This is a genomic window from Gracilibacillus saliphilus, assembly GCF_010994085.1.
In the GTDB taxonomy this organism is placed as follows: domain Bacteria; phylum Bacillota; class Bacilli; order Bacillales; family Amphibacillaceae; genus Gracilibacillus; species Gracilibacillus lacisalsi.
In genome coordinates this window covers 152,528-165,533 of record NZ_WJEB01000001.1, presented here as the reverse complement: position 1 = coordinate 165,533, position 13,006 = coordinate 152,528, and the positions used below count along the sequence as shown (strand labels likewise).

Sequence of the window (13,006 nt, the reverse complement as noted above, 5' to 3'; positions counted from 1 at the left end):
GTGGATCTTCTGGCCAAACAATTCCCACAGGAGTAGAAGTGGGCGGCCTTCGCTATTATCATGCTCTTCAACGCTAGCATGAGGTAACAGAGGTGTTTTTACTCACAAATAGCGATTTTTAACCCATAGTAAATAGTCAATCTATTCCTTCTGACAAGAATTGTTGCACCTCCTCATAGCGGAGACTAATTACGAAGACTCTTGCGGGTATTGGATGAGCCGAAAATCCACTTTGCAAGCGTTGCGAAAATACATCAAACATTTCAAAATAACTACTTCGCTTAATACAGTCATTGCACTGATTTCTGTACCTATAAACTAAACCGCATGAAAGCTGAATTTCATGCGGTTATTTAATAATCTTTAAAGTTTGTCGCTAATTACTTTCAGCATTTATTCTTTTTCCTTCACAAGAATGACTTATTTTACTCAAGGGTTATCACCTTCATACAACTTGCTGTTCAACTTTGATAGATAATTTATGAAAGATATAATACATAGTGAATGCTAAAATACTTCCGAAGATTATTAGAAAAATCGGTGCAATCAAAGTGATTGTAATTACTCCAGCTATCGTTACCAACAGCAAAAGTGTATGAATAAAGTAACCTAACGAAAGAAATAAAGCATTCTTAAGCGTTTGTAATATGGAAAGTTCATAATGTACTAAAACAAAAAATACATACATGGTCATAAAAATAAATAAAATAATGGAAAATACCAATAAGGCAAATACTCCAGTCTTTCCAGTAAATTCTACTTGTTGCAGGATTGACCAATCAACAAATAAAATCAACCCTGCAATTGTCCATAAAATTCCAATCATAAAGCTTTTTGTAAAATTTTCTCTAAATAGTGAAAAAAACAATCGAACCGATCCGGCGTCTGTACCATCTGAGTGCCATTTACGGACAACCCCAAACAAAGCCGTTGTCGCAGGGAAAATAGTTACTATAGGTACAGAACAAATAATCCAAAGCGCATTGAGCAATACAAAGTGAGCAAAAATATCAAGTATACGAAAGAAAATGTTTTCTGATTTATTCATGTCATCACCCTCATGTGGACATTGTTATATCCTTTTCGATTACACAGGAATCTCGGATAACTAATTTTGGATCTACTAATATGGAACCTGGTTCTGTGTTTCCATTAATTAAATCATGTAGCATATAAGCTGCTAACTTTCCCATTTTATCCTTATCTTGCTTCACAGTCGCAAGCGGGGGATCACTATAGCGACACGCTTCAATATCATCACAACCTACCAACTTCATATCTTCGGGTACACGTATGCCCTCTTCTTTCAAAGCTTTTAATGCACCGAATGCCATCATGTCAGATGCCGTGTAAACTGCCTCTGGATATGGCTTATCAGCTAATATTCGTTTCATCGCCTGATAACCACTATCTTCAAAGTAATTACCGTATTGAATCCAATTTGATCTAACAGACATCCCAAAAAGGTTTATAAAATGGATAAAAGCTTCTTTTCGGAGGTTAGAAATGATTGAATCTGCCGGGCCACCGATAAACGCCACCTCTTTAATGGATTTTAAGTAAAGATATTCTACTACTCTACCAGAAACCTTTGCATTATCAGTAGATACGTAGCTAGATCTTGGTCCTTTCAATTCGATATCGACTCCAACGCAAGGTACATTACTCTGATCCAATTGGTTAACAGCTTCCTCTAATTGTTCCCCTGCGATAATGACACAGCCATCTAGATGAAAATGTTTACATCTAGCCACATAATCCTCTTTCATCTTATTAAACTTGTCATTAGAAAAAACTAGAATGTCGTATCCTAGTTTTCCTATCGCATTTTTAAATGCATTAACCACTTCATTAAAAAAAGGGTGGCTAAACTCCACATGAACTTCCCCAGCATAAATCAAACCAATTAAATTTGATTTTTTTGTCGCCAAGGACTTCGCTGAAAAACTAGGGTGATATCCTGTTTCTTCAATTATTTTCTTTACTTTTTTTACCGTTTTTGGACTAATACTGCCTGTTTTATTGATTACTTTTGATACGGTACCTGGTGACACTCCTGCCATATTGGCTATCTCTCTGATTGTTAACTTCATGTGAATCCCTCTATTTTATAATGTATTACTCTAACTTTTTACCGCACCCTCTGTCAGACTTTGAATAAATAATCTATTTAATAACAAGAATACGATGATCAGCGGGACAGTAGCCCAAAAGGTTCCAGACAAGATCATACCATTATCACGGACATAGTTATCAATCAAACCGCGTAAAGCAACCTGAATCGTAAATGATGATTCTTCACGCAAGACAACCAGCGGCCATAGAAAGTCATTCCAAATATACATAAATCGAATAATCGCTAAGGTAGCAAACGCTGGAATAATAACTGGTACGGCAATATTCCAATACACTCTAAAATTAGAGCAACCATCAATTTTGGCGGCATCCACCAGTTCATCTGGAACATTACTACTAATATATTGCCTCATCCAAAATATGCCAAATGCATCAATCAATCCCGGTACAATAATGGCTTTTAGATCGTTTAACCAATCTAGTTTCGTAATGATGAAATATTGTGGAATTAAACCCAATTGTGGTGGGATCATCATCGTAACCAAGATAAAGACAAACAAGACATTTTTACCTTTAAAGGAAAATTTAGCAAAAGCAAAACCTGCTAGAGAACAGAGAAATAATACACCTATTGTTGTAACAGTCGATACAATAAGTGAATTCCAAATAGCACCAAAGAAATCAATAGTCTCTATTACTTTCACAAAGTTCGTCACTAATTCTGCGCCCGGAATAAATGCCGGTGGAACACTATTAATCGCACTATTGTGGTTGGTTGCCATTACAAACATCCAATATAATGGAAAGATGGATAGAAAGGTAGCAATGGCAAGCAGCACATACACAAATATTTTCGAAATGGAAACCTTTTTAGATTCGACCTTTGCACTCATTGACTAACCCTCCTTATCTCCCAATCCGATTTGCAATTAAAACATTAATTGAGGATATGATAATGATAATAATAAATAAGATAATCGCAGCTGCTGAAGCTGGACCAAATGCTAAATTAGAAAATGCTTCACGGTATAAATAAAGCACTACAGTTATTCCTTCTTCTCTATATGTTCGACCAATATATATTAGTGGTTCGGTAAATAGTTGTAATGCACCAATTGTTGACGTAAATACAGTTAATATAATGATTGGTCTTAACATCGGAATAGTAATATACTGTATTTTCTGTCTAATCGTTGCACCATCAATCTGTGCAGCTTCATATAGTTCATTTGGAATAGCTTGAAGACCGGCTAAGTAAATAATCGTGTTGTAACCAACCCAACGCCAAAAAACCATCGTGGAGATTGCCACTTTTACCCCCCACCAGGATGTTCCCCAGCTAATAGGATCTACTCCGAACCAGCCGAAAATGACGTTAAATAATCCGAATTCCTGACTATTAAACATAATTCCAAATACAATAGCAACCGCAACTGTCGAAGTAACATAAGGCATAAAGATGGAAACTCGGAAGAAGCTTTTCATTCTTATCAATGCCGAATTTAATGCATATGCCAAAATAATACCTATTAACAATTGAGGAAGTGTACCTAATACCCACATAATTAACGTATTAGTTAAAGAGGTCCAAAATATCCCATCAGTAAGTACCCATTTAAAATTTTGCAATCCGACATATTCCATCTCACCTAAACCATTCCACTTTTGAAAGCCTAGGTAAAAACTAAAAAGAATAGGAAATAGTCCAAAAATAGCAAATAAAATAAAGAAAGGGGAAACATATAAATAACCTGATATGGCTTCTTTCGTTTTCTCACTTAAGGATGATTTTTTGTGCGTTTTAATCGATACATCTGTCCGAGACATTTCATTCTCTCCTTTCACTGATTTCAAACGGTCTATGTCAAACGGTCTATGAATGACACCATAGACCGTTCGATAATCATCCTTATTGTCTCTCTAGTTGTGAGTTGATACGTTCAACAGCTGCATCCCATTCTTCTTGGGGGTCAGCACCTTCGACAGCAACATTAATAAGTGCAGTATTTAGTTCAGTGTCAACAGTTGCATAATTAATACCCATATAAACCGTTTTCACTGATTGGGCAGCCTCTGCAAAAATTTGTGCAGTAGGAGCACCATTGAAATATTCATCTGTAGTTGCTAAAAATTCTTCATTTTCATACACATCTGGAGTAGAAGGGAATAATCCAGCAATTTCAAATGATCTCAATTGTTGTTCTGGTGCTGTTAACCAAGCAATAAAATCAAATGCTTCCTGTGGGTACTCGGATTCTGCTGGAACCGTTAAGAACGAACCTCCCCAGTTACCTGCCCCTTCCGGTATATTTGCGATATCCCAATTGCCACCTGCATCTGGAGCATTACCTTTCACGTTTGCTACCATCCAACCCGGAGCACCAGGCATTGTAGCATAGCTACCTTCAGCCATTGCATTTCCCCATTCAGGAGTCCAAAGTTCATTTTGGCCAATTAAATCTTCTTGAATCATTTTAGTAGTATAATCATAAGCTTCTTTCACAGTATCTTCGATGATCAATTCATCATCTTCATTAAAATATTGCTGATCTTGCTGGTCCCTAAGCGCATTGAAGACAAGCTGCGGAGCATCTGCTATAGGTTTACCGGTTTCCGCTTTGACAGTTTTAGCTGCCTCATAGTATGCATCCCATGTATCAATCTCTCCAGCAAGTTCTTCGCGATCTGTTGGAAGTCCAGCTTCTTCCATTACATCTGTGCGATAAAACATAGTGGTTGGTCCAATATCTGTTGGTAATCCAATTTGAAATGATCCATCGACATTCTGAGCCTGTGCCCACTTCCAATCAAGAAAATTGCCAGCGACATCCTCAGCTCCATAGTCATTTAAATTATAGAATTGATCTTGTGCATCTAAAAATTTTTCAATTGCACTAATTTCAATCTGAGCAATATCTGGTGCACCACTTCCAGCTGAAATAGAAGTAAACAAATTGTTGTGCATATCTTCCATTTCACCTTCGTTAATCGTGATTTCAACATTAGGATTTTCTTCCATGTATTCGTCTACTAACTCACCATAACCTGTACTTCCAAAGATCCAAAAATCTAATGAAACAGTTTCACCATTGTCACCACTATCGTTGCCACCACCGTCATCACTACCGGCACTCTCATTGTCATCACTACAAGCAACTAAAGCGAATACTAACGACGAGAACACAACTAACATCAACCATTTTTTCATGATTCTAACCCCCATATTTTTAAACTTAAATCTAACAACAAGAAATAATATAAATCAGACTGTTCTACCCTAAGAATACTAGGATTACTCTAAAAGAAAACGGTTTCCTTAAAAGAGAAAAAAATAAATACATTATTACGCTGCAGCAAAATGTATCCGCTTTCTTAACTCATTATATTACTTGGATATTGCAAAATCAACAGTTTTTTGAAATAATTCTTAGTAAATTATTTTTATAAAGAAAACGGTTTCCTTTACAGGTAAATTTATGGTTATGATTAACAATTAAGATATGGTAACAACTTCTGCATGATCTGGTCGCAATTCTAGGGCATTGCGGAAAGCGAAGTAATTAGTCGGAGCGTTGCGAAAATACATCAAACATTTCAAGATGGCTACTTCGTTTAATATAGTCATTACACTAATTTTATACTTTCTGTACTTACAAGATAGAGCTCTCTATTAATACTTTACTATATAAATAAAACTGCTCCTCAACCTAAGAAGCAGTTATCGATAACGATATTTTAATAAACACTGATCCAAAAAGTCTTGCGGTAATTTTTTGACAGCTTTTTGCCATATATTAATGTGAATAAATGCAAAAAGACTCACACCTGCAATAATTGCCATAGGAAAATATAATCCTACAATTACAAAAATGGCGCCTATGCCTCCAATTAATAATATATCAGGCAATATGGTAATCGAAGCAATCCAAGCGTGTTTCCATAACTTTAAGCCTTTTAAATGAGATGTCACGATTAATGGAAGCATTGCTATTAAGGTGAGAATGAAAATACTTGCTGCAAACAACCATATCACTTGCATAACAAAATGCAGCAATCCGTTAAATGTCGGAAGAATACTTGCATTTAAATTAAAGATAATCGCAATCACACCAACATTAATTCCCAGAAATAGCGTATTTCTAAAATTCAGTTTAAATGCTTGATAAAACGTCTTCCATACCCCTGTTATATCTATCCCATGTTTCGACCATTCCAAGACAACAGCATACATAGCAACAGTTGCGGGAATAACGGTAACAATCCCTAATGAGAAGAAAAACCATAATAACTGTAATGCCAAAAACGAAGCAAATACATGTAGAATGCGAAACAGCATCGTTTCCGTCTGGTTCATCTCATCACCCATTTCTCCTATTATTTTAGAATATTGTGTTAACATTATAGCCGTTTTCTAAAATAATAAACGTCCTCAATGAGAAATAGCTGATTTAAATTTGTCCGGAATCTCTGATAATTAATTCCGGGTCAACATATACAGATTTCTGTACTTTCCTCTCATTTATTAAGTCATGCAACATATTAGCTGCCAGTTTTCCTATCTTCATTTGGTCCTGCTTTACTGTTGCCAAAGTTGGATCACTGTATCTACATGCCTCAATGTCATCACAACCAATTATTTTGATGTCTTTAGGAACCGATAAGCCTGCTTCTTTAATCGCTTTCAAAGCTCCTAATGCCATCATATCGGACACAGCATAAACCGCCTCAGGTATACTTCCCTCTTCTAAGATTTCCTTCATTTTTTCATAGCCGCTCTCTTCAAAAAAGTTTCCGTATTTAATCCATTGATCACGCAAGTCCATTCCAAAATCTTTCATGGATTGTTCATACGACGCTTTCCGTACATTGGAGATTATCGAATCTTCTTGTCCACCAATAAATGCTAATTTTCGAATGCCATTCAAATAAAAATACTCAACAACCTGTCTTGAAATTTTTTCATTGTCCGTCATCACATAACTGGAATGCTCGCCAGATAATTCTAAATCGACAGCCACTGTCGGTATATCACTTTGATCTAATTGATAAATTGCTTCCTCGATATGCTCCCCTGCAATAATTAAACAGCCATCTAATTGGTAGTGCTTTGCTCGAGCTACATAGTCTTCTTTCCCAATATTAAACGATTGGTTTGAAAAAACAAGAATATCGTAGCCCAGCTGTCCTACCGTGTTTTTGAAGGCATTAATAACCTGGTTAAAAAAAGGATGGTTGAATTCAACATGAACTTCCCCAGCATATATAAGGCCAATCATATTCGATTTCTTTGTTGCTAGAGCTTTTGCTGAAAAACTTGGTTGATATCCTGTATCTTCTATGACTTTCTTTACTTTTTGAATCGTGTTTGGGCTAATGCTACCAGTTTGGTTAATTACTTTTGACACTGTTCCTGGTGAAACCCCTGCCATTTTTGCAATCTCTCGTATCGTCAACTTCATAATTTTATCCCTCTGCCTCTTTATCTAGTTAAAATGTCCGAACCAACAAAACATTCTATACTCTATTTTTAGCTTTTTATTGCCCTTTCTGTCAAGCTAGAAATAAAACATAACTAATTCTAAGCATTAATTCAATAACTATTTATTTCCATTATTATGAAAGTATTGTTATATTATAATGAAGAACTATTAAACCTAATAATTCTTATTTTAGAATCCCATAGTAAAATTATGATGATGCTCTTCACTTAAACTGGAACCAATTGGCACTATGCATATGGAGATCAAAGTGATGCGCCTATTTTAGATAACACAACTAATAAGATAATTGTAGTGCACTCAGCTGCTTATCAAAATCAGGTTTTAACTTAGGTGCAACATTAGATTCAGTGAAAGTCCTATATATTCAAAGTTCTTAAACAAAGAAGGAGATTTAATGCGTAAAATTCTATTTATTCTTATTCCTATCTTTCTATTATGCTCTATCGTGGTGGTTTTTGTTTTAGAATTTAACACAACAGAACCTGAAAATACCTCACCTTCAAGAAATGCAGACAATCAAAATTCCAATCAAGATCTAGATGCAGAGCCAATTACAGGATACTTCTACTTTGGTTATATAGACATGCGAGAAAAATTGGAAGCTGATGATGAAGAGGAGTATTTCTATTATATGGATAAGTACTTTCAAACATACTATAGAAAAATAACTATTGCAGAAGAAAATAAAGAATCGCAAGAATCTGAAGAAGAGAATTATGAAGATTACTTCCGTAAAATAAGTGGATTCAACCTATTAACCATTCCTTATGATCATAGAAAAGACCTAAACCTAAATAATGGAGATTATATTTCCGTCACGTTAGACGGCCCAATCTTAGAGTCTTTTCCTATGCAAGGCAATGTCACCCAAGTGGAGATCATTCAACCAAGAAATGCTTCTTAAACCTATCTAGATTATGAAAAAGCTACTCCCTGATCAGGGAGTAGCTTCTCATCTATTATTTCATTTCCGGAATTACTCTTACTTCCTTCTTCATTTCTGATTTACAGATTGGACATGCAGGTTCTTTTTCAAATGAATAATTCTCACGCATCCAGCCTTGACAATCATCACTTACGCAGGACCAAACATTCGTCTCAACATTTTGGACAGGTTCTTTCTGGTTATTAAAATAAGCCATACGGCACTCCCTTTCATGGGTGATACCTCTATTATACGCTTATTTGTCCACAAATACAAAGTTATCTGGAAAAACCTTTTAATGTGAATTGATAACGATAAGAGCGATTCGAATGCAATCGATATTCTGGATGAACCTGTTGACCCCAGCTATCATCTCCTCCAACACCCATTTGCCAGCCATTAATACGAACAGAAACTTTATCTGATTCTGGCAATTTATAATGATGACTAGCTTCTTCTAATTCAAATGGTGTATAGGAAAGAGCATTTACTTCAACGGTAGGGTCTCCCGTTATCTTCAGACCATTACCTTCTCCATCGGAAAGCTCCAACCAACGGACACCACACTTATTTCCGCTTTCCTGTGGTTTTAAATATGGCTGCAATTGTTCGTTTACTTTACCATTATGAATGGCAACTTTACCGCTTTTTTTACGATCCCAATACGTTTCATGTGGTCCTTTACCATACCAAGTCAGATTCTCAAAAGTAGCACCCATTTCAAAGCGCATGCCGATCTCCGGTATATCCGCTGACCTTTCTCCAGGAAGTAATTGCTGCTCTACTTCAACCTCTCCCGTTGTATCTACCGTATAGGTTAAGTTAACCATCGAAATAGTGGATGTTGGCAAGCGATAACTTGCTTCAACCACGATCTGCTTTTCACTGTCATGAACCTTGAAATCAACCAATTGTCTTTCCAAACTAGCTTTACGCCATTCACCACTTGTTTGATCTACCTTTGCACCACGATCATTATCAGTCATTGCTCGCCAGTAATTCGGTGCTAATGGCTGTTTAATAAACTCCTTATCCTTCACTTGATAGGAGGACAATGAGCCTGATTTCTTTTCAAACGTAACTGTAAATGATTCACCCGCCATTCGATAAACATGAGCATCCTCTTCGATATGCACTTTGCCACTGACTGGTTCTTTATTTGAAGCAGTAGGGACTATAAATTGCTCAAAAGCCACCTCATGATCTGTTTCTGCCCAGAATGGTGGATGCTCATAAATTACTTGTAATGTAACAATTTGCTCTTTTGTCGGCTGAAATTGTTCGCTTTGATAGGCTAATTTTATAATTTGTTCACTGCCTGGTTCCGCATCTAACGGGTGAATGCCAGACTCTATTACTTCTCCGTTCTCTTCTACAGTCCAAACTAATTTATAATCGTTTAAACGTTGGAAAAGATTTTTATTTACTACTTTAAATTCACCAGTCTTCATATTAATAGCTTCGAAATCAATATTACGATAACAAGCTTTTGTTTCTAGCAGTTTTGGCGAAACAGTACCATCAGCAAAAATCAAGCCATCACCGGCGAAATTACCATCATGTGGGGATTCACCAAAGTCACCGCCATAAGCAAGAAATTCCGTTCCATCTTTCGTCTGATGCCTTAATGCTTGATCTTTCCAATCCCAAATAAAGCCACCCTGCAAGGAAGGATATTGATCAAAAAGCTCTGTATATTTATGGAGGTTTCCTGTGGAGTTCCCCATCGAATGACTGTATTCACACAAAATATACGGCTTTTTCTCTCCTGGCTGATTTGCGTAAAATTCTAACTCCTGTGGGCTACGGTACATGGTAGTTTCCATATCCGATGCATCATCAGATCGACGGTAATGGAATACTCCTTCATAATGGACAAGGCGAGTCGGATCCTCATTTTTAAAATAATCATGCATTTTCAAGAAGTTATCTCCACCAAATGACTCATTCCCAAGAGACCAAATTACAATAGAGGCATGATTTTTATCACGTTCATACATAGATTTACAACGGTCTAAAACATTGGCAGTCCATTCTGGTTTACTTCCAGGTAAAGCATCCTCCAATGTTTCCTGACCATAACGCCAGGTACCATGGGTTTCCAAGTTGGTTTCGTCAATCACGTACAAACCATACTGATCACATAAATCATACCACTTCGGATGGTTCGGATAATGGGAAGTTCGAACCGCATTAATATTATGCTGCTTCATCAAGACAATATCATCAATCATATCTTGTTCGGTTACAGCTCGTCCTCTGTCTGCTGTAAATTCATGACGGTTAACCCCTTTGAAGATAATCCGTTTTCCATTTATATGCATAATATTGTCGATCAGTTCAAACTGACGGAATCCTACTTTTGTTGCAAATACCTCAACAACCTCATCATTGTCACCTGTTAATGTAAAAACAAGTGTGTATAAATATGGGTCTTCAGCACTCCATTTTTTAGGATTTGGTATCGTTGTTTTCGTCGTTACTTCTGCTTTTTCTTTATCGGTAATATCAAGTTCAACTGACTGTTTGGTAACGACTTCGTGCTCATCCGTTAATAATTCTACTTCTAGATGACTGGCAGAGAAGGGTTTTAGATGATAGTTGATTAGTTGTGCTTGCACTTCCAATTCTGCGTTCTCATAGTCTTGATCAAAAGTAGTGCGGACACGATGGTCATATAAGTGAATGTCCGGTAAAGCATATAAATAAACATCACGAAAAATTCCACTCATACGCCAAAAATCCTGATCCTCTAACCAACTTGCATCTGCCCAACGATATACTTCCACCGCTAATTTATTTTCTCCTGCTTGTAAATACGGAGTCAGATTAAATTCAGCTGGTGTAAATGTATCCTCACTATAACCTACTAGCTCTCCATTTAACCACACATAAAAAGCAGCTTCAACTCCTGCAAAATGTAACACAACCGGTTGGTCAGCCCACTTTTCAGGCACCTCAAAGGTTGTCACGTATTGACCTACTGGATTATAATTGGTTGGAGCAAAGGGTGCTTTAATGTCATCATGTTCAATCCAAGGATATCTTGTATTGACATATTGAGGATAATCGTATCCTTTTAATTGCCAATGTGCAGGTACCTGAATCTTATCCCAATTGGAAACATCATAATCTGTCTGGTAAAAATCCTTTATTCTTTTGTCTGGATTTTCCGAAAAGTGAAAATACCATTTGCCATTTAGATTTTGATAATAATGTGACTGCTGTTCTTGTTGTGCCAAAGCTTGTTTGCGACTTTGATAAGGAATCGCTATGGCATGCTGTGGCATCCGGTTTAATTGAAATATATCGGGATTATTATTCCATTCCGGATAACCATTCTGTGGCGCTGTGTATTCTAACTTTGATTTGTTTAACATCAAAACCCTCCTCATTCTGAAATCGTATACATTCTGTAACAAAAGATTGTGTTTTCTTAGCTAGTATAATAAAATAATTAGTAAAACTAGTCAAGTTAAATTTTACTTATTTTACTTAAAGGTAGTGAATAGTATGGCAACCATTAAAGAAATTGCCGAAAAAGCTGGTGTTTCGATCGCAACAGTATCGCGAGTGTTAAATTACGATCCGAAGCTCTCAGTAGGTGATGAGACGAAAAAAAAGATTTTTGAAATCGCAGAATCCCTTTCTTATCAGAAGAAAGCAACCCGGAAAAAATTAACGAGAAGAATCGCATTTGTACATTGGGTAACAGAAGCTGAAGAACTTACCGATTTATATTACATGGGGATCCGTCATGGCATTGAAGAGCAAGCCAATCAGCATCATCTTCACTTATTAAAATATACGGTATATGAATTAGCGGATATTCCGAAAGATATAGACGGCATTCTTGCGGTCGGTCGTTTTAGTAAAAAACAAATTGACCAATTCAAACAGCTAACGCAACATATTGTCTTGGTCGATTCTGACATTGAACATACTGGTTGTGACGCGGTACTGACTGATTTTCGCAGCGTGATCAGACAAGCAGTAGATCATTTTTTAACGCTTCATTTCAAGCAGATTGGCTTTATAGGTGGGAAGGAAACATTACAAGGGACGGCCGATCCTGTCCAAGATATTCGTGAACATTACTTTCGAGAATATTTGAAGGAAAAAGAGTTATTAGATGAAAGGCTGATATTATTAGATCATTTTAATGTTGGCAGTGGGTATGATTTAATGAATCAATTTTTAGAAAATCCATTGGAAAATAAGATTGGTTTTGTCGCTGCTAACGATCCGCTAGCTATTGGTGCACTGAAAGCAGTAAATGAAGCCAAAATCGAGATACCTGATCATATCAGCTTAATAGGTATTAATGATATTAGCGTTTCGAAATATGTTTATCCAGCACTCACAAGTGTTCGGATTGAAAAAGAGTTAATGGGGAAAACTGCGGTAGATTTGATGATGGAACGGTTGCGAGATGATCGGCAAATTTGCAAGAAAGTGTATATCGATACAACCTTAATCAAAAGAGAAACAACCTGATATTCGT

At 36.5% G+C, this 13,006-nt stretch carries 11 protein-coding genes; 2 read left to right on the top strand and 9 right to left on the bottom strand.

Annotated elements, in window-relative coordinates; translation table 11 throughout:
- Window positions 1–445: 445 nt before the first annotated feature.
- The 7 genes from GHT08_RS00650 to GHT08_RS00620 all read right to left on the bottom strand — a co-directional run bounded on the left by GHT08_RS00650 (window position 446) and on the right by GHT08_RS00620 (window position 7,559).
- Window positions 446–1,048 (bottom strand): YesL family protein, encoded by a 603-nt coding sequence (locus GHT08_RS00650; RefSeq protein ID WP_163578964.1) that lies wholly within the window; start codon window positions 1,046–1,048, stop codon window positions 446–448.
- 10 nt (window positions 1,049–1,058) lie between these two features.
- Window positions 1,059–2,093, bottom strand: coding sequence for a LacI family DNA-binding transcriptional regulator (locus tag GHT08_RS00645; protein WP_163578963.1), 1,035 nt, complete (start codon window positions 2,091–2,093; stop codon window positions 1,059–1,061).
- A 30-nt stretch (window positions 2,094–2,123) separates the two neighbouring features.
- Window positions 2,124–2,969 (bottom strand): carbohydrate ABC transporter permease, encoded by an 846-nt coding sequence (locus GHT08_RS00640; protein WP_163578962.1) that lies wholly within the window; start codon window positions 2,967–2,969, stop codon window positions 2,124–2,126.
- 13 nt (window positions 2,970–2,982) lie between these two features.
- On the bottom strand, window positions 2,983–3,903 hold the full coding sequence (locus tag GHT08_RS00635; protein ID WP_163578961.1) for a carbohydrate ABC transporter permease: 921 nt from the start codon (window positions 3,901–3,903) through the stop codon (window positions 2,983–2,985).
- Window positions 3,904–3,985: 82 nt separating this feature from the next.
- Complete coding sequence (locus GHT08_RS00630; protein ID WP_163578960.1) at window positions 3,986–5,284, bottom strand: ABC transporter substrate-binding protein; 1,299 nt, start codon at window positions 5,282–5,284, stop codon at window positions 3,986–3,988.
- A 510-nt stretch (window positions 5,285–5,794) separates the two neighbouring features.
- Complete coding sequence (locus GHT08_RS00625; RefSeq protein WP_163578959.1) at window positions 5,795–6,475, bottom strand: YesL family protein; 681 nt, start codon at window positions 6,473–6,475, stop codon at window positions 5,795–5,797.
- A gap of 49 nt (window positions 6,476–6,524) precedes the next feature.
- Window positions 6,525–7,559: a LacI family DNA-binding transcriptional regulator gene (locus GHT08_RS00620; protein ID WP_337747087.1), complete on the bottom strand. Its 1,035-nt coding sequence runs from the start codon at window positions 7,557–7,559 to the stop codon at window positions 6,525–6,527.
- Between the two features lie 412 nt (window positions 7,560–7,971).
- On the opposite strand from GHT08_RS00620, the gene GHT08_RS00615 reads away from it, so the two are divergent.
- Window positions 7,972–8,481, top strand: a complete 510-nt coding sequence (locus tag GHT08_RS00615) for a DUF3221 domain-containing protein (RefSeq protein ID WP_163578957.1) — start codon at window positions 7,972–7,974, stop codon at window positions 8,479–8,481.
- Window positions 8,482–8,536: 55 nt separating this feature from the next.
- Here GHT08_RS00615 and GHT08_RS00610 read toward each other — a convergent pair whose 3' ends face one another.
- Complete coding sequence (locus GHT08_RS00610; protein ID WP_018931074.1) at window positions 8,537–8,719, bottom strand: cold-shock protein; 183 nt, start codon at window positions 8,717–8,719, stop codon at window positions 8,537–8,539.
- Between the two features lie 61 nt (window positions 8,720–8,780).
- A complete protein-coding gene (gene lacZ / locus GHT08_RS00605; RefSeq protein WP_163578956.1) occupies window positions 8,781–11,882 on the bottom strand; it encodes a beta-galactosidase, LacZ type in 3,102 nt (1,033 codons plus the stop codon).
- A 133-nt stretch (window positions 11,883–12,015) separates the two neighbouring features.
- On the opposite strand from lacZ, the gene GHT08_RS00600 reads away from it, so the two are divergent.
- Window positions 12,016–12,999, top strand: a complete 984-nt coding sequence (locus tag GHT08_RS00600; RefSeq protein ID WP_163578955.1) for a LacI family DNA-binding transcriptional regulator — start codon at window positions 12,016–12,018, stop codon at window positions 12,997–12,999.
- The last annotated feature ends 7 nt before the right edge of the window (window positions 13,000–13,006 follow it).